This is a genomic window from Hydrogenophaga sp., from assembly GCF_050182545.1.
Taxonomy (GTDB): domain Bacteria; phylum Pseudomonadota; class Gammaproteobacteria; order Burkholderiales; family Burkholderiaceae_C; genus Hydrogenophaga.
Window position 1 is genome coordinate 34,380 of sequence record NZ_JBFXCD010000023.1, and the last position, 18,798, is coordinate 53,177.

The 18,798-nt window shown below is 65.1% G+C and carries 13 protein-coding genes, 1 tRNA gene and 1 pseudogene; all 15 read right to left on the reverse strand.

The window, feature by feature from the left end; genetic code table 11:
* Window positions 1-20: 20 nt before the first annotated feature.
* Complete coding sequence (locus AB7P10_RS18255; RefSeq protein ID WP_428295270.1) at window positions 21-2,309, reverse strand: ATP-binding protein; 2,289 nt, start codon at window positions 2,307-2,309, stop codon at window positions 21-23.
* Window positions 2,310-2,315: 6 nt separating this feature from the next.
* Window positions 2,316-2,996, reverse strand: a complete 681-nt coding sequence (locus AB7P10_RS18260; RefSeq protein ID WP_428295271.1) for a DUF4390 domain-containing protein — start codon at window positions 2,994-2,996, stop codon at window positions 2,316-2,318.
* A 13-nt stretch (window positions 2,997-3,009) separates the two neighbouring features.
* Entirely contained in the window at window positions 3,010-4,308 is a 1,299-nt protein-coding gene (gene rsmB / locus AB7P10_RS18265; protein ID WP_428295272.1) for a 16S rRNA (cytosine(967)-C(5))-methyltransferase RsmB, read from the reverse strand.
* A gap of 144 nt (window positions 4,309-4,452) precedes the next feature.
* Window positions 4,453-5,532: a M48 family metalloprotease gene (locus AB7P10_RS18270; protein WP_428295273.1), complete on the reverse strand. Its 1,080-nt coding sequence runs from the start codon at window positions 5,530-5,532 to the stop codon at window positions 4,453-4,455.
* 1 nt (window position 5,533) lies between these two features.
* Window positions 5,534-6,127: a LemA family protein gene (locus AB7P10_RS18275; protein ID WP_428295274.1), complete on the reverse strand. Its 594-nt coding sequence runs from the start codon at window positions 6,125-6,127 to the stop codon at window positions 5,534-5,536.
* A gap of 156 nt (window positions 6,128-6,283) precedes the next feature.
* Window positions 6,284-10,501, reverse strand: coding sequence for a DNA-directed RNA polymerase subunit beta' (gene rpoC / locus AB7P10_RS18280; RefSeq protein WP_428295275.1), 4,218 nt, complete (start codon window positions 10,499-10,501; stop codon window positions 6,284-6,286).
* Between the two features lie 27 nt (window positions 10,502-10,528).
* On the reverse strand, window positions 10,529-14,653 hold the full coding sequence (gene rpoB / locus AB7P10_RS18285) for a DNA-directed RNA polymerase subunit beta (RefSeq protein ID WP_428295276.1): 4,125 nt from the start codon (window positions 14,651-14,653) through the stop codon (window positions 10,529-10,531).
* 298 nt (window positions 14,654-14,951) lie between these two features.
* A complete protein-coding gene (gene rplL / locus AB7P10_RS18290) occupies window positions 14,952-15,332 on the reverse strand; it encodes a 50S ribosomal protein L7/L12 (RefSeq protein WP_428295277.1) in 381 nt (126 codons plus the stop codon).
* 43 nt (window positions 15,333-15,375) lie between these two features.
* Window positions 15,376-15,900, reverse strand: coding sequence for a 50S ribosomal protein L10 (gene rplJ / locus AB7P10_RS18295; RefSeq protein ID WP_428295278.1), 525 nt, complete (start codon window positions 15,898-15,900; stop codon window positions 15,376-15,378).
* Window positions 15,901-16,162: 262 nt separating this feature from the next.
* Entirely contained in the window at window positions 16,163-16,858 is a 696-nt protein-coding gene (gene rplA / locus AB7P10_RS18300) for a 50S ribosomal protein L1 (protein ID WP_428295279.1), read from the reverse strand.
* The gene (gene rplK, locus AB7P10_RS18305; RefSeq protein WP_137922451.1) at window positions 16,859-17,290 is read right to left on the reverse strand and encodes a 50S ribosomal protein L11; all 432 of its coding nucleotides are present in this window, start codon (window positions 17,288-17,290) and stop codon (window positions 16,859-16,861) included.
* Between the two features lie 114 nt (window positions 17,291-17,404).
* A complete protein-coding gene (nusG, locus tag AB7P10_RS18310) occupies window positions 17,405-17,983 on the reverse strand; it encodes a transcription termination/antitermination protein NusG (RefSeq protein WP_428295280.1) in 579 nt (192 codons plus the stop codon).
* The gene (gene secE, locus AB7P10_RS18315; protein WP_428295281.1) at window positions 17,980-18,363 is read right to left on the reverse strand and encodes a preprotein translocase subunit SecE; all 384 of its coding nucleotides are present in this window, start codon (window positions 18,361-18,363) and stop codon (window positions 17,980-17,982) included. Before secE ends, nusG begins: the two co-directional genes overlap by 4 nt.
* Before the next feature lie 147 nt (window positions 18,364-18,510).
* Window positions 18,511-18,586, reverse strand: a tRNA-Trp gene (locus AB7P10_RS18320).
* A gap of 81 nt (window positions 18,587-18,667) precedes the next feature.
* Window positions 18,668-18,798 (reverse strand): annotated as a pseudogene (locus AB7P10_RS18325) (elongation factor Tu); the annotation flags it as partial.

Here is an 18,798-nt window from a genome sequence, read left to right on the forward strand (position 1 = left end):
GCTTTCCTCGGAGCGTGTTGTCAATTAGCAACTGCGAATGATAACGACACTTGGGCGCCGATGACCTTGCCTTCGGTCATGCGGTTGCTCAGATCGACGCGGCCGCCATGCTCGTCCATGATTTTCTTGACCACCGCCAGCCCCAGGCCGGTGCCCTTGACCTTGGTGGTGACGTAGGGCTCGAAGGCGCGCTTGAGGATGTGTTCGGCGAAGCCGGGGCCCTGGTCAAGCACGGACAGGCGCACCCACTGCCCGGAATCCGAGCGGCGCGTGCGCAGCACCACCTGGGCGTCGGGCACGCCGGCCATCGCGTCCTGAGCGTTCTGCACCAGGTTGTGCAGGGTCTGGCGCACCTGCTGCGGATCGACATTGGCTCTGGGCAGGTCGTCGGCCAGTTCAAGACGCACCGGCACGGCAGCGTGGTCGTACAGGCCGACGATGTCGCGCACCAGGGCGTTGAGGTCGGTGGGCACGAGTTGTGCCGCCGGCAGGCGCGCGTAGTCGCGGAACTCGTTGACCAGGCGCTTCATGGCATCGACCTGGTCGACGATGGTGCGCACCGATTTGTTGAGGATGGCCTGCTCGGGCGGCTGCACCTTGCCTTCGAGCTTCATGGCCAGGCGCTCGGCCGAGAGCTGGATCGGTGTGAGCGGGTTCTTGATCTCGTGCGCCAGGCGGCGCGCGACCTCGCCCCAGGCCTTGGCCCGCTGGGCAGAGACCATCTCGGAGACGTCGTCGAACACCAGCAGGCGTTCGTTGTTGGGCAGCAGCGCACCCCGCGCGATCAGGGTGATGCCTTCCTCAAAGGGCGTGTTGCCGTTGGCGCCCAGCTCGAACGATTGTTGCCAGTAGCCGCCCTCATGCTGCGCCTGATCCGACAGGAAGCGATCGAACTGCTGCAGCACGCCGGAGGCGAAGGCCTCCAGGCCCGGCACCTGTGCCAGCGGCTGGCCGAGGTGCAGCGCCAGCGGCGTGTGCAGGATGCGCGCCGCGCCGGGGTTGACGCTGTGCACGCGGCCCTGCTCGTCGAGCACCACCACGCCGGCGGTGAGGTTGTCCAGGATGGTCTGCAGGTTGTCGCGCGCGGCGTCCACCTGTTCCATGCTTTTCTGGACGGCGGCACGGGCGTCGGACAGGTCCTGCGTCATGTGCGCGAAGGTGCGCGTGAGGCTGGCGAGTTCGTCGCGCGAGGCCAGCGCGGTCTTGGGCGCGAGGTTGCCGGCGGCCACCTCGCGCATGCCTTCGGCCAGCACCAGCAGCGGGCGCACCAGCTGGTTGCCCAGCAGCACCGCCAGCAGCACCGCGCCAAACACAGCCAGGAACAGCGCCAGCGTGAGTGTGCCGATGTACATGCGGCGCAGGCCTTCGCGTGTGAGCGCACGCTCCTGGTATTCGCGGTTGGCCACCTGCACGGCCAGCGCGTCGGTCACGAGCGCCCCCGGCAGCGGCATGATGACCTGCAGGTAGCGCGGTTCGGCGTTGAATCCGAAGCTTGGTGGCGTGACCACGGCCAGCACCTTGATGCGCGCCTGTGTGGCCGCCACCAGGGCCTCGAGTTCGTCGCCGCCGCTTTCCTCCAGCCCTTCGATCTGGGCCAGCACGCGCGAGCTGCGCGCGCTGCGCAACTGGGTGGCGGTGGGGCGTTCGGGGTTGATGTCGAAGCGCGAGAGGCCCGCGCTGCCCAGGGCCTGGCCGCTGGCGCTCCAGAGCACGAGATCGGTCACGCCCAGCTGTTCGCGCAGGCGTTCCAGCGCCAGCACGGCCGAGGCATTGGGCACGCGCGAGAGGCTGTCCGCGGCGACGCGGGTCTTGGCACTGAGGTCGGCGGCCAGGATGTCGAGCGTGGTGCGCCCGAGGTTGAGGCCTGCCACCAGCGCGGATTCCACGCGCACATCAAACCAGCTCTCGATCGAGCGTGAGACGAACTGGTAGGACACGGTGTAGATCAGCAGGCCGGGCAGGATGCCCACCAGGCCGATGATGGCGGCCAGTTTGATCAGCAGGCGGCTGCCGAACTTGCCACGCTTGAGCCGCAAGGCCAGCCGCAGCGCCAGCCACAGGATGACCAGCAGCAGGAATGCCGCGACGGCCACGTTGATGCCGACGAGCCACGGGAAGTTCTGCTCGTAGAACGCGCGGTTGTTCGTCGCCAGCGTGAGCAGGAACAGCAGCACCATGCCCAGACCAGTCATGAACACCAGGCCCGCGCCAATGGCCCAGCGCACCGCGGCGGGCTTGGTCCGCGGTGGCGTGGTGTGCACCGGTTTGAGCGTGGGTTCGGGGCCGAAGGGCCCGTGCGCGCTGGCCATGGCCGTTCAGCGCGCGGGCTCGCTCACGATGGCCTCGCCCGTGAGCTCGACGGCCTGCACGCCCGCACCAACGTCCGGGCCGCGGTCGGGCTCGGCCTGGCCGGGCACCGGCAGCGCCTGCCGCAGCTCGACCGTCCACTCAGGCTGGTTACCCATGCCGATCTGGAAGGGTCGCGGCAGCAGGGAGAGATCGAGCCCGAACGAGAACTCCACCTCGTGCCTGGCCTCGGGGTCCAGTTGTGCGCTGTCGGCCAGCCGCCAGCGCACCACCCTGCCCACGCCGGCCAGGGCTTCGTTGAGGGAGTCGAAGTTCTGGTGCAGGGCGTACTGCAGGCTGGCACCGCCCGATGTGGCCGCGGTCTCGTTGGACAAGCTCACCCGCCAGCGCCGCGTGAGCGGTTGATAGGCCAGGCGCAAGGTGCGCGTGGCGCTGGCCACGCGCTTGTCGGTCCAGTACCAGCGCTGGCGGTACACGTCGGCATGCCACACGAAGTAGAGCGGAACGGCCTTGTACAGGGCGTCTTCCACCACCGGCGAGGGTTGCAGCGCCATGCGGGCCGACAGGAACAGCGCTTCGGGCGTGCGCTGCAAGACCAGTTGCTCCACCTGAGGGGCCTGGGCATGCACCGGCCAGAGCGCGAGCAGCGACAGCACCAGACCCAGAAAAAGGCGGGGCCAGACCCTCATGGCGTGGCCTGGCTCAAGGCGGGGCCTTGTCGAGGCAGGCGTAAAAGAATCCGTCGTGTCCACCCGAATGATTGTCGTTGAACTCCCCTGTTGGAGCGGCCGCCCCCGGCAGCAAATGCCCCGGTGAAGGCTGTTGGCGTGCATCAGTGTGGTGCACAAGGAACGTCCGCACCTGCTCGGCGCCTTCGGCACGGAACACCGAGCAGGTGGCGTAGACCAGCAGCCCGCCGGGTTTGAGCAGGGGCCAGAGCGCGTCGAGCAGCGCGCGCTGCGTGGCCACAAGCGCGTCGACGTCGCTGGCGCGGCGCAACCAGCGCACGTCCGGATGGCGCCGCACGATGCCGGACGCGGTGCAGGGTGCATCGAGCAGGATGGCATCGAAGGGCTGGCCGTCCCACCATGCGGCGGGTCGCGCGGCGTCGGCGCAGCGCACCTCGGCACGCAGGCCCAGGCGCCTGAGTGTGTCTTCCATGCGCGCGCAGCGGCGCGGGTCGACGTCGAGCGCGAGGAGATTCAGGTCGGCGCGCTCAAGCAGGTGGGCGGTCTTGCCACCGGGGGCGGCACAGGCGTCGAGCACGCGGTCGGCCGGCGCCCAGGCGCGGCCGTCGAGCAGCAGACCTGCCGCCATCTGGGCGGCCGCGTCCTGCACCGAACAATGGCCCTCGGCGAAGCCGGGCAGGCGCTCAACCGGCTGTGGCGCCTCCAGCACCAGGCCGTCGCCGCCCACGGGATGGGACACCAGGCCGATGGCCAGAAGGGCCTGCCGGTAGGTTTCGCGGTCGGTGCGGCGGCGGTTCACGCGCAGCGCCATCGGGCCAGGCTGGTTGTTGGCGCTCAGAATGGCCTGCCAGTGCTCGGGATGGTCGCGCCGCAGGCGCTCGATCCACCACATCGGGTGGTTCCAGCGCGCGACCGGGTCGCTCTCGATCTCGGCCAGCAAGTCGGCGCGTTCGCGCAGGAAGCGGCGCAGGCAGGCGTTGACGAAGGCCGCCTGGCGTTCGATGTGGCGGTCCTTTCGGGTCGCTTCCACCGCCTGATTGACCACCGTGTGGGGCGCATAGCGCGGGGTCTCCTCCCCTTCGGCCTCATCGAGCAACAAGGCGACCGCGCTGCACAGCAGGGCATGCACCGCCGGCGCCGGCTTGCGCTGCGCCAGCAGGGCCACGAGAGCGCGCGCCGTGCCCAGCCGGCGCAGCACGTGGAAGCTCAGGGCCTGCACGCCGGGACGCAGCGCCGGTGGCAGCGCCGGCAGCACCTCGCTGAGCGAGCGCCCTTCCACGACCGCCTGCACGCAGGCAGCGGCATGTCGCAACTGGGTCGCCAGGGTAGGGCCGTGAGGCGCCGACGCGGGCGGGGGATTCGAAGAGGAGGCCTGGGCGGTCAAGGCGGAATCTTCCGGGACAAAGGGTCGATGGGCAGCGGAGACGGCGAGTGTCACACACGCCTGCCGGCGCGTTCAGCTCAAGGTCCAGCCCGCCGTGTTGTCGCCGGCGGCGGCCGGAGCGACGGGGGTGGTCGTGGCCGCGGCAGTTTCGGGCTCTTCGCGCAGCAGCGGCAGCGGCCCCATGTCGCGGCCATAGATGCGGCGGATGCGCAGCGCCAGTGGCGGATGCGAGTCGAGCCAGTGCTCCGTCTGACTCGCGGTGCCCTGGTTGGCCACCAGCAGCATGTGCTGCACCGAAGAACCCGCGCGTTGCGCCACCACGACCGCGCGACGCTGGCTCAACACCTTGCGCAGCACACCGCCCAGGCCATCGCGGCTGCGCGTCCACTGCACGGCGCGCGCGTCGGCCAGGTACTCGCGCTGGCGCGAGACCGCCGCCTGCAGTGCATGGCCCGCCAGCCAGCCCAGCCAGCCCGCGGCCATGATGGCCAGACCGATCAGCGCGGCGACGGTGCGGCGGTCGCGGGTGTCGGGCTGGAACAGGTCCTGGCCCAGGCGGAACAGCATCTCCAGCCCGAACACCATGCCGACCAGGCGCATGTTCAGCCGCGTGTCGCCCTCGCCGATGTGGCTGAACTCGTGCGCCACCAGCCCCTGCAGCTCCTCGCGCGTGAGGTGCGTGAGCGCGCCCTGCGTCACGGCGACCACGGCATCGTCTTCGTCCCAGCCCGCGGCGAAGGCGTTGATGCCCTGGTCGCGCGCGAGCACCATGGCTTGAGGGCGCTTCATGCCCGAGGAGACGGCCATTTCGTCAACGATGTTGCAGAAGCGCTGTTCGTCAAAATCGCCAGAGGGCCGAGCAGCCCGGGCACCCATTTGTTCGGCCAGCCGCGGACCGCCGCCATCGGCCAGGCGCGAGGTCTCCACCCACCAACCTCCCAGCACGAAGAGCAGCGTCACGCCCGTGTTGACGGCGAAGAAGTGGCGCGGAAAGCTGAGCTCACCCGGCATCCAGAAACCCCAGGTGAGTCCCCAGGACAGTGCCAGCGCGGCATTGACCGCGACCAGCAGCAGCACCACGGTAAGACAGAAGGCAAGCAGCAGGCGCCGGGTCTCGCCTCGGGCATTGCGCTGGAATTCGAAGAAGCGCATGTCACATCGTGATGCGCAGCGTCTCTCGCTCGGCTTCGCTGGTGGTCGATTCCAGCATCGTCTGAGGCTGGAAGCCGAACAGCCGCGCGATGATCAGCGCGGGGAACTGGGCGGCGGCGTCGTTGTACTCCAGCACGTGGTCGTTGTAGGCCTGGCGCGCGAAGCCGACGCGGTTCTCGGTGCTGGTCAACTCTTCGCTGAGTTCGCGCATGTTCTGGTCGGCCTTGAGGTCGGGGTAGTCCTCGACCACCGCGAACAGTTTGCCCAGTGCCCCGCCCAGCAGTTGCTCGGCCCCGGCCAACGCTCCCAGGGCGCCCGCATTGAGCGGGTTCCCGGCGGCCGTCTGCTCGGCGGTGCGGGCCTGGTTGCGTGCGGCAATCACGGCCTCAAGCGTCTGGGCCTCGTGCGCGAGGTAGCGGCGCGCCACCTCCACCAGGTTGGGAATCAGGTCGTAGCGGCGCTTGAGCTGCACATCGATCTGGCCAAACGCGTTGGCAATCGCGTTCTTCAGGCGCACCAGCCGGTTGTAGGCCCCCACCGCCCAGAAGAACACCACCAGACCCAGCGCCAGCACCACCCACAGCGAGACGGACATGTTCTCAACCCCTTCCTGTGAAACCCCTGCCCCGGCGGCAGGCGCGGCCAATATACCCCGCGCCCCGCCGTTCACGCGGCACCAGACCCAACGAAAAAAGCCCCCGGTCGGACGACCGGGGGCTTTTGATGGGCCAGTGGTGCGCGGGGGTGCGACTTACTCAGTCGCTTCGTTCGCGCTGCTCGACGCGTCCGCCTGGTCGGCGGCCAGCGAGATTGCATCGGCCTCGGCGATGGCACGGCGCTCCTCGTCGTCCATCTTCTCCTTGACCTTGCGCGCCTCGTGATAGGCCATGCCAGTGCCGGCGGGGATCAGGCGACCCACGATCACGTTCTCCTTCAAGCCACGCAACTCGTCGCGCTTGCCCATGATGGCCGCCTCGGTCAGCACCCGGGTGGTTTCCTGGAAGGAAGCCGCCGAGATGAACGAGTCGGTGGACAGCGACGCCTTGGTGATGCCCAGCAGGATGTTGCTGTAGGTTGCGGGGATCTTGCCTTCGGCGCGCAAGGCGTCGTTGGTGTTGAGGATCTCCGAACGCTCGACCTGCTCGCCGGCGATGTAGCTCGAATCGCCCACGCCTTCGACCACGACGCGGCGCAGCATCTGGCGCACGATCACCTCGATGTGCTTGTCGTTGATCTTCACGCCCTGCAGCCGGTAGACGTCCTGCACTTCGTCGACGATGTAACGCGCCAGCTCTTCCATGCCCAGCAGGCGCAGGATGTCCTGCGGGTCGGCGGGGCCGTCCACCACGCTCTCGCCCTTGTTGACCACCTGACCTTCGTGCACCAGGATGTTCTTCTCCTTGGGGATGAGGTCGTCCCAGACCTTGCCTTCCGGATCGGTGATCTGCAGGCGCACCTTGCCCTTGGTTTCCTTGCCGAACGACACGGTACCGGTCATCTCGGCCAGCATGCCCTTGTCCTTCGGGCTGCGGGCCTCGAACAGCTCGGCCACGCGCGGCAGACCGCCGGTGATGTCGCGCGTCTTCTGGCCTTCGACCGGAATGCGCGCCAGCACATGGCCTGGGCCCACGTCCTGACCGTCGCGCACTTCCAGCAGCGCGCCGATCTGGAAGCCCACCGTCACCGAGTGGTCGGTACCCGGAATCTTCACTTCATTGCCGGACGCATCCAGCAACTTCACCAGCGGACGCACCACCTTGGCCGAACCACGGTGCTTGGGATCGATCACCACCAGCGACGAAAGACCGGTCACGTCGTTGACCTGCTTGGCCACCGTCAAGCCTTCTTCGACGTTCTCGAACTTCACCTGGCCGGCGAACTCCGTGATGATGGGTCGGGTCAGCGGATCCCAGTTCGCCAGGATCGCGCCCGCCTTGATCTGCTGATCGGCCTTGACCGCCAGAATGGCGCCGTAAGGCACCTTGTGGCGCTCGCGCTCGCGGCCATGCTCGTCGTGAATCACGATCTCGCCCGAACGCGCGATCACCACCAGTTCGCCCTTGGTGTTGGTTACGTAGCGCATGGTGGTGTTGAAGCCGATCACACCACTGGACTTCGCTTCCACGCTGGAAGCCACCGCCGCGCGCGACGCCGCCCCACCGATGTGGAAGGTGCGCATGGTCAGCTGCGTGCCGGGTTCGCCGATGGACTGCGCGGCAATCACGCCGACGGCCTCGCCGATGTTCACCAGGCCACCGCGGCCGAGGTCGCGGCCATAGCACTTGGCGCAGATGCCGAAGCGGGTCTCGCAGGTCAGCGCGGTACGCACCTTCACCTCGTCCACAGCAGCCGCTTCGAGCACGTCGAGCAGGTCCTCGTCGAGCATCTCGCCGGCGGGCACCAGCACCGCGCGGGTTTCCGGGTGGATCACTTCCTCGGCCGTGGTGCGACCCAGGACGCGCTCGCGCAGCGACTCGATCACCTCACCGCCTTCAACGATGGCGCGCATCAGCGTGCCGTTGGTGGTGCCGCAGTCGTGCTGGTTGACCACCAGATCCTGCGTCACATCCACCAGGCGGCGCGTGAGGTAACCCGAGTTCGCCGTCTTCAGTGCTGTGTCCGCCAGACCCTTTCGGGCGCCGTGCGTCGAAATGAAGTACTGCAGCACGTTCAGGCCTTCACGGAAGTTGGCCGTGATGGGCGTCTCGATGATGGAGCCGTCGGGCTTGGCCATCAGGCCGCGCATCCCGGCGAGCTGGCGGATCTGCGCGGCGGAACCGCGCGCACCCGAGTCGGCCATCATGTAGATGGAGTTGAACGATTCCTGGTCCACCTCCTTGCCGTTGCGATCGGTGGTCTTCTGCTTGGCCAACTGAGCCATCATGACCTTGGAGATCTCGTCACCAGCCTTGCCCCAGATGTCGACCACCTTGTTGTAGCGCTCGCCCGCCGTCACCAGACCGGAAGCGTACTGCTGGGCGATTTCCTTCACCTCATTCTCGGCACGGTCGATGATGGTCGGTTTCTCCTTCGGCACCAGCATGTCATCCACGGCGATCGAGATGCCCGCGCGCGTGGCCAGGCGGAAGCCGTTCTGCAGCAGCTTGTCAGCGAAAACCACGGTCTCCTTCAGGCCGCACTTGCGGAACGAGGCGTTGATCAGGCGCGAGATTTCCTTCTTCTTCAGCGCCTTGTTCAGCACATCGAACGGCAGGCCACGAGGCAGGATCTCGGAGAGCAGCGCACGACCGACCGTGGTGTCCACCAACGAAGTGGAAGCCACGTACTCGCCGCTGGCCTTGTCCAGCAGGTACTGCGTCAGGCGCACGCTGATCCGGGCGGTGATCTCCACCACGCCGTTGTCCAGCGCGCGCTGCAACTCGGCCAGATCCGCGAAGTACATGCCTTCGCCGCGGGCGTTGATCTTCTCGCGCGTGGCGTAGTACAGGCCCAGCACCACGTCCTGTGAAGGCACGATGGAGGGCTCGCCGTTGGCTGGGAACAGAATGTTGTTCGAGGCCAGCATCAGGGTGCGCGCTTCCAGTTGCGCCTCCACCGAGAGCGGCACGTGAACGGCCATCTGGTCACCGTCGAAGTCGGCGTTGAAGGCAGCGCAGACCAGCGGGTGCAACTGGATCGCTTTGCCTTCGATCAGGATCGGCTCGAACGCCTGGATGCCCAGGCGGTGCAGCGTCGGTGCGCGGTTGAGCATCACCGGGTGTTCCTTGATCACTTCTTCCAGGATGTCCCACACCACCGGCGTGCCGGCTTCCACTTCCTTCTTCGCGGCCTTGATGGTGGTCGCAATGCCCATGGCTTCGAGGCGCGAGAAGATGAAAGGCTTGAACAGTTCCAACGCCATCAGCTTGGGCAGGCCGCACTGGTGCAGCTTGAGCGTGGGGCCGACCACGATGACCGAACGGCCCGAGTAGTCGACGCGCTTGCCCAGCAGGTTCTGGCGGAAGCGGCCGCTCTTGCCCTTGATCATGTCGGCCAGCGACTTCAGCGCGCGCTTGTTGGCGCCCGTCATGGCCTTGCCACGGCGACCGTTGTCCAGCAGCGAGTCCACGGCTTCCTGCAGCATGCGCTTCTCGTTGCGCGCGATGATCTCAGGGGCCTTCAATTCCAGCAGGCGGCGCAGGCGGCTGTTGCGTTTGATGACGCGGCGGTACAGGTCGTTCAGGTCGGAGGTCGCGAAGCGGCCGCCGTCCAGTGGCACCAGCGGACGCAGGTCCGGCGGCAGCACGGGCAGCACGTCGAGCACCATCCACTCGGGCTTGATGCCCGACTTCTTGAAGGCTTCCAGCACCTTGAGGCGCTTGGCGTTCTTCTTGATCTTGAGCTCGGAGCCGGTGAGGTCGTTGCGCAGCTTCTCGATTTCGATGTCGAGGTCAATGGCCTGCAGCAGTTCCTTGATGCCCTCGGCGCCCATCTTGGCAATGAATTCGTCACCGAACTCCTTGCGCTTGGCGTCGTAGTCGTCCTCGCTCATGATCGCGAACTTCTTGAGCGGGGTCATGCCCGGGTCGACGATCACGTAGGCTTCAAAGTACAGCACGCGCTCGATGTCGCGCAGGGTCATGTCCAGGATCAGGCCCAGACGCGAGGGCAGCGACTTCAGGAACCAGATGTGCGCGCAGGGCGCGGCCAGATCGATGTGGCCCATGCGCTCGCGGCGCACCTTGGTCTGCGTGACCTCGACGCCGCACTTTTCGCAGATGACGCCACGGTGCTTGAGGCGCTTGTACTTGCCGCACAGGCACTCGTAGTCCTTGATGGGGCCGAAGATCTTGGCGCAGAACAGACCGTCGCGTTCCGGCTTGAACGTCCGGTAGTTGATGGTCTCGGGCTTTTTGACTTCGCCGAAAGACCACGAGCGGATTTTCTCCGGCGATGCCAGGCCGATGCGGATAGCATCGAAATGCTCGTCGGGCGTGAACTGCTTGAACAGGTCGAGTAGTGATTTCATGGGTTCAATCCTTGTCTTGGCGGCGAATTAGGAGCGTTCCAGTTCGATATCGATACCGAGCGAACGGATCTCCTTGACCAGCACGTTGAACGACTCGGGCATGCCTGCGTCGATCGTGTGCTCGCCCTTGACGATGCTCTCGTACACCTTGGTGCGACCCTGCACGTCGTCGGACTTGACCGTGAGCATTTCCTGCAGGATGTACGAAGCGCCATAGGCCTCCAGCGCCCACACCTCCATCTCGCCGAAGCGCTGGCCACCGAACTGCGCCTTACCGCCCAGCGGTTGCTGGGTGACGAGCGAGTACGGACCGGTGGAGCGGGCGTGCATCTTGTCGTCGACCAGGTGGTGCAACTTCAGGAAGTGCATGTAGCCCACGGTGGTCTTGCGCTCGAAAGCGTCACCCGTGCGGCCGTCGTACAGCTGCGCCTGGGTGCGGGTTTCGGTCAGGCCCTTGAGCTGCGCGATGTCGTCCGGGTAGGCCAGCTTGAGCATGGCACGGATCTCGTCTTCCGAGGCCCCGTCGAACACCGGCGTGGCGAACGGCACGCCGCTCTGCAGGTTCTCGGCCATCTCGATCACCTCGGCGTCGCTGAGCGCGCCCAGGTTTTCCTTCTTGCCGGCCTGGTTGTAGATGCTCTCCAGGAACTGGCGCAGCTCGGCCACTTTGGCTTCGGCCTGGAGCATGTCGCCGATGCGCTGGCCCAGGCCCTTGGCAGCCCAGCCCAGGTGCACTTCGAGCACCTGGCCCACGTTCATGCGCGAAGGCACGCCCAGCGGGTTGAGCACGATGTCGGCGGGAGTGCCGTCGGCCATGTGCGGCATGTCCTCTACGGGCACGATCTTGGAGACCACACCCTTGTTGCCATGGCGGCCGGCCATCTTGTCGCCGGGTTGCAGACGGCGCTTGACGGCCAGGTAGACCTTGACCATCTTGAGCACGCCCGCCGGCAGTTCGTCACCCTGCGTGAGCTTCTTGCGCTTCTCCTCGAAGGCGAGGTCGAAGCTGTGACGCGTCTGCTCCATCGAGTTCTTGATCGACTCGAGTTGCGCGGCCACGGTGTCGTCCGCCGGGCGGATGTCAAACCAGTGGTACTTCTCGACGTCGTCCAGGTAGGCCTTGTCGATGGTCGTGCCCTTGGACAGCTTCTTCGGGCCACCGTTGGCGGTCTTGCCGATCAGCAGCTTCTCGATCCGGTCGAAGGCGTCCGCCTCCACGATGCGCAACTGGTCGTTGAGGTCCAGGCGGAAGCGCTTGAGCTCATCGTCGATGATCTGCTGGGCGCGCTTGTCGCGCGTGATGCCTTCACGGGTGAAGACCTGGACGTCGATCACGGTGCCCTGCGAACCCTGGTCCACCCGCAGCGAGGTGTCCTTCACGTCGGACGCCTTCTCGCCGAAGATGGCGCGCAGCAGCTTCTCTTCCGGCGTCAGCGTGGTCTCGCCCTTGGGCGTGACCTTGCCCACCAGAACGTCGCCCGGCAGCACCTCGGCACCCACGTAGATGATGCCGGAGTCGTCCAGGCGGTTGAGCTGCTGCTCGGCCAGGTTGGGGATGTCGCGGGTGATTTCTTCCGCGCCCAGCTTGGTGTCGCGCGCCATCACCACCAGTTCCTCGATGTGAATCGAGGTGTAGCGGTCGTCGGCGACAACGCGTTCGGAGATCAGGATCGAGTCCTCGAAGTTGTAGCCGTTCCAGGGCATGAAGGCGATCAGCATGTTCTGACCGATCGAGATCTCGCCCAGATCGGTCGAAGCGCCATCAGCGATCACGTCGCCAGCCGCCAGTTTGTCGCCCTTCCTGACGATGGGGCGCTGGTGGATGTTGGTGTTCTGGTTGGAGCGCTGGTACTTGATGAGGTTGTAGATGTCCACGCCCACTTCACCCGCCACAGCTTCGGCGTCGTTCACGCGGATCACGATGCGGGTCGCGTCGACATAGTCGACGACGCCACCACGCTTGGCTGTCACCACGGTGCCGGAGTCGATCGCAGCGACGCGTTCGATCCCGGTGCCCACCAGCGGCTTCTCTGGACGCAGCACAGGCACGGCCTGGCGCGACATGTTGGCGCCCATCAGCGCGCGGTTCGCATCGTCGTGCTCCAGGAAGGGAACGAGCGAGGCGGCCACCGAGACGATCTGCGCCGGCGACACATCCATGTACTGGATGGTGTCGGCCGAGGTCAGGATCGATTCGCCTTTCTCACGGGCGGAAACCAGGTCACCACTGAGGCGGCCTTCGGCGTCGAGGGCGGCGTTGGCCTGCGCGATGACGTACTTGCCTTCCTCGATGGCGGACAGGTAGTCAATCTGGTTCGTGACCTTGCCATCGACCACACGGCGGTACGGCGTCTCAATGAAGCCGTACTCGTTCAGGCGCGCGTACAGCGCCAGCGAGTTGATCAGGCCGATGTTCGGGCCTTCGGGCGTTTCGATCGGGCAGACGCGGCCGTAGTGGGTCACGTGCACGTCGCGCACCTCGAAGCCGGCACGTTCGCGGGTCAGACCGCCCGGGCCAAGGGCCGACACGCGGCGCTTGTGGGTGATCTCGGCCAGCGGGTTGGTCTGGTCCATGAATTGCGACAGCTGGGAAGCACCAAAGAACTCCTTCAGGGCCGCGGAAATCGGCTTGGAGTTGATCAGGTCGTGCGGCATCAGTGGTTCCTGCTCGGCCTGGCCCAGACGTTCCTTCACAGCCTTCTCGATGCGCGCCAGACCGGTTCGGTACTGGTTCTCGGCCAACTCGCCCACGCAGCGCACACGGCGGTTGCCCAGGTGATCGATGTCATCGACCTCGCCACGGCCATTGCGCAGATCCACCAGGATCTTGACCACGGCCAGGATGTCGTCGTTGGACAGCACCATGGGGCCGGTGGATTCGTCACGGCCCACACGGGCGTTGAACTTCATGCGGCCCACGCGCGAGAGGTCGTAGGTGTCCGGGTTGTAGAACAGGCGGTGGAACAGGGCCTGCACCGCGTCCTCGGTCGGCGGCTCGCCGGGGCGCATCATGCGGTAGATGGCCACGCGCGCGGCGAACTCGTCAGCGGTCTCGTCGCTGCGCAGGGTCTGCGAAATGTAGGCGCCCTGGTCGAGTTCGTTGGTGTAGAGGCACTGCAGGTCCTGAACGCCGGCCGTGCGCAGCTTCTTCAGCAGGGCTTCGGTCAGCTCCTCATTGGCCTTGGCAATGATCTCGCCGGTGTCGGCGTCCACGATGTTGCGCGCCACCACGCGGCCGATCATGAAGTCTTCGGGCACGCTGATGTGCGTGGTGCCCGATTGCTCAAGCTCGCGGGTGTGGCGCACGGTGATGCGCTTGTCCTTGGCCACCACGACCTTGCCGCTCTTGTCGGTGATGTCGAAGCGGGCCACTTCACCGCGCAGGCGCTCAGGCACAAAGGCCATCTGCGCGCCGCTGTCCATCAGGCGGAAGTGGTCGTTGACGAAGAAGTTGGCCAGGATGGTTTCCGGCGTCAGGCCGATGGCCTTGAGCAGGATGGTGACCGGCATCTTGCGGCGACGGTCGACGCGGAAGAACAGCACGTCCTTGGGGTCGAACTCGAAGTCCAGCCAGGAACCGCGGTAGGGAATGATGCGGGCCGAGAACAGCAGCTTGCCCGAGCTGTGCGTCTTGCCCTTGTCGTGTTCGAAGAACACGCCCGGCGAACGGTGCAACTGAGACACGATCACGCGCTCGGTGCCGTTGATGATGAAGGAACCCTTCTCGGTCATCAGGGGCACTTCCCCCATGTAAACCTCTTGCTCCTTGACTTCCTTGATCACCTTGGACTGCGCGGTCGAGGACTCGCGGTCGTAGATGATGAGCTGCACGCGCGCACGCACCGCCGATGCGAAGGTCAGACCGCGGGTCTGGCACTCGCGCACATCGAACGCCGGCTTGGCCAGGTTGTACTCGACGAACTTCATCTCCACGAAGCCGTTGTGGGAGACGATCGGGAAGGCGGCTTCGAACGCCGCCTGAAGGCCTTCGTTGGTGCGTTTCCTGGGGGCACTGTCGGCCTGCAGGAACGCGGTGTAGGCGTCCTTCTGCATCTGCAGGAGATAGGGGATCGCGAGGACGTTTTCGCGGGTGCCAAAACTCTTGCGGATGCGCTTGCGTTCGGTGTATGCGTATTTCGATGCTGAGGCCATGAGATCTCCGGGTGAGCTCTTTGGCGACTGTCTGGCCGACCGGGTGGGGCTACCCGGTGGCTTGCTTGGTGGCTGGCCTCTACCAACCTTGGCGGACGGCCCGTGCATTGCACACAGGCCCGAACCAAGTCGTCTTCTGCAGTCGGGGTCAGAAGACACTCAAAAGCCGTGGCATACAGGTGTTCCGTCGACCGCGGGGTCATCGGAAACCGGTCAGGCCACCGGTTTTTGGGTGTGCTCTGAAAGCACCAAAGGCTGGAGGCCCTGTCGAGCGCTCCAGCCCCTGTAGGCAACCGAATTACTTCAGTTCAGCCTTGGCACCGGCTTCCACCAGCTTCTTCACGGCGGCGTCGGCGTCGGCCTTGGCAATGCCTTCCTTGACGTTCTTCGGAGCGCCATCGACCAGGTCCTTGGCTTCCTTGAGGCCCAGGCCGGTGATTTCGCGCACGGCCTTGATGACGGAGACCTTGTTCGCGCCGGCTTCGACCAGCACGACGTTGAATTCGGTCTTCTCTTCAGCGGCTGCGGCGGCACCACCACCGGCACCACCCGCTGCGGGAGCGGCCATGGCGGCGGCGCTCACGCCAAACTTCTCTTCGATGGCTTTCACCAGGTCGTTGAGTTCCATGACCGTCATGCTGTCCAGCGCGGTCAGAAATGCGTCTTTATCGAATGCCATTTTGATTTCCTAACAATTGGGTTGAACGAACGTGCCGCGCCACTCAGGCGGCGGCCGCCTCTGCTGCCGGTGCGGCAGCGCCTTCGCCTTTTTTCGCCGCCAGCGCGCCCAGCACGACGGCCGTGCGCGAAATGGGCGACTTCAGCAAGCCACACAGCTGCGCCAGCAGAACTTCCTTCGAAGGGATGCTGGCCAGCGTCTTCACGCCGTCGACGTCCAGGGCCTTGCCTCCGTACACGCCACCGCGAATCACCAGCTTGTCGTTGGTTTTCGCGAACTCGGCCACCACTTTCGCGGCAGCCACGGCGTCTTCAGAGAAGCCATAGATCAGCGGACCGGTCATCTGGTCAGCGGCCACTTCAAACGGGCTGCCAGCCACCGCACGGCGGGCCAGGGTGTTCTTCAACACACTCAGGCTCACACCGTTGCTGCGGGCTGTCACGCGCAGTTTGTCCATGTTCGCGACCGTGATGCCACGGTATTCCGCCATCACGAGCGTTTGAGCTTTTGCGGCGAGGCTGGTCACTTCGGAAATGACCGCTTCTTTCTCACTGCGATTCAGACTCAAGGTCTACTCCTTAAATGTGCTCCCGGCCGGTTGGGGCCTGAAACACGCCTCATTGCAGCGACCAACTGTTTTGGAACGGGTTCCATCTGCAGCGGGATCGCCATCTGCGTTGGCATTTCACAATTAAGTCAAGCGATATCCCGAAGGAATGGGCCCGACACCAACGGTCTTGGATGGCCCCACAAAAACGATCCTGCGACCGCCTTGCGGGCCCACCACACTCGGGCAACCAAAGTCACCCGAATTCTTCCTGTCTCCGCGATTACGCCGAGATGGATTGCATGTCCACGCGGACACCGACACCCATGGTCGACGAAACTGCCACCTTGCGCAGGTAGACACCCTTGCTCGTGGCCGGCTTGGCCTTGGTCAGCGCGTCCAGCAACGCCACCAGGTTGCCCTGGAGCTTGTCGGCATCGAACGAACGACGGCCGATCGTGCCGTGCACGATGCCGGCCTTGTCGACGCGGAACTGCACCTGGCCGGCCTTGGCGTTCTTCACGGCCGTGGCCACGTCCGGCGTCACGGTTCCCACCTTGGGGTTGGGCATCAGGCCTCGCGGACCCAGCACCTGACCCAGGGTACCAACAATGCGCATGGCGTCCGGCGAGGCGATCACCACGTCGAAGTTCATGTTGCCCGCCTTGATGTCGGCGGCAAGGTCGTCCATGCCGACGATGTCGGCACCGGCGGCCTTGGCTTCTTCGGCCTTGGCGCCCTGGGCGAACACGGCCACGCGCTTGGTCTTGCCGGTGCCGTTGGGCATCACGACAGCACCGCGCACGACCTGGTCGGACTTCTTGGCGTCCACGCCCAGTTGCACGGCCACGTCGATGGACTCGTCAAACTTGGCGTTGGCGCAATCCTTGACGATGGCGATGGCTTCGGTCAGGGCGTACAGCTTGTTGCTGTCGACCTTGCCCGCGAATGCCTTTTGCTTCTTGGTCAGCTTGGCCATTTACACGCCCTCCACAATCACGCCCATCGAGCGGGCCGAACCAGCAATGGTGCGCACGGCGGCGTCCACATCGGCAGCGGTCATGTCCTTCATCTTGGTCTTGGCGATCTCCTCAAGCTGGGCTCGGGTGATCTTGCCGACCTTGTTCTTGTTGGGCACGGAAGAGCCCTTGTCGAGCTTGATGGCCTTCTTGATCAGGGTCGTCGCGGGCGGCGTCTTGATGATGAAGGTGAAGCTCTTGTCCGCAAATGCCGTGATCACCACGGGCAGCGGCAGACCGGGCTCGACGCCCTGGGTCTGGGCGTTGAACGCCTTGCAGAACTCCATGATGTTCAGGCCGCGCTGACCCAGCGCCGGACCGATCGGGGGAGAGGGGTTGGCCTTACCAGCTGGCACCTGCAGCTTGATGAAGCCGACGATTTTCTTCGCCATTTTTAGCTCCTGCGAGTGCAGACGGTCGCCACATGGACAACCTCCTCGCGGTTGAGGACCCGGAAAAGATCAGATGACGCAGACGTCGGGCCGACCCGTCTGCGCCACGGAAACTCAGGTCTTCTCGACCTGGCTGAATTCGAGCTCGACCGGCGTGGCGCGACCGAAAATGGTGACCGACACGCGCATCTTGTTCTTCTCGTAGTTGACTTCCTCGACCGTGCCGTTGAAGTCGGTGAACGGACCTTCCTTGACACGCACGTACTCGCCGACCACGAATTCCACCTTGTGACGCGGCTTGTCGGTGCCCTCCTGCATCTGGCTGACGATCTTCTGCACATCTTCCTCGGAGATCGGCGCCGGGCGGTTCTTGGCGCCACCGACAAAGCCGGTGACCTTGTTGGTGTGCTTGACCAGATGCCAGGTGTCGTCGTCCATCACCATTTCCACCAGCACGTAGCCGGGGAAAAACTTGCGCTCGGTGGTGCGCTTCTGGCCGTTTTTCATCTCCACCACTTCTTCGGTGGGGACCAGGATGCGGCCGAACTTGTCCTGCATGCCGGCGCGGTTGATGCGTTCGATGATGTTGCGCTCGGCCGCCTTCTCCATGCCGGAGTAGGCATGCACCACGTACCAGCGCATACCCTCGGCGGCGACGCCATCGGTCACGGGACTGTGTTGTTCGGTCATCATTTTCTCCAGCCCAGGATCAGGTCGTAAAACACCCACTCAAGGGTCTTGTCGGTCAGCCACAGGAACAAGGCCATCACAAACACGAACGCGAACACATAGGCCGTCATCTGGATGGCCTCCTTGCGCGCGGGCCACACCACTTTCTTGACTTCACGCCAGGCGTCGCGCCCAAAGGCGATCAGCTGCTTACCGGATTCGGACACCGCAAACGCCACCACCGCAGCCACAAGACCCGCAATCAAGGCACCCCACTGCACCAGCGCGCCGCGCGAGGACAGCAGATAGAACGCCACGAAGGCGCCCAGCAGCAGAAGAATGGCCGCCGCCAGCTTGGCCTTGTCGGCGCCGGAATGGACGGTTTGAACTTCGGAAGTGGCCATGTGGATCCAGACAATACGTATCAAAAGGCGCGCCCGAAACCCGAAAGCTTGAGACACGCAAGCCCACCAGAGGTCTTCGCGACTTCGGTGGGCTTGTTTTCAACCACTCGACAGAACAGACTCAGCTTGCGTCTGCATGCCATCGGGTGGCAGGGGCAGTAGGAATCGAACCTACAACCTTCGGTTTTGGAGACCGACGCTCTGCCAATTGAGCTATACCCCTACTGGCTTGTGCCCCACTGAGGGCTGCAAATCAAAAAGATCAGACCACGTCGCTGCGCGAGAGTTCTGACCCGCAATGCCCTTACTCGATGATCTTGGCAACCACGCCGGCGCCGACGGTGCGGCCGCCTTCGCGGATGGCAAAGCGCAGGCCTTCTTCCATGGCGATCGGCGCGATCAGCTTGACCGTGATCGACACGTTGTCACCCGGCA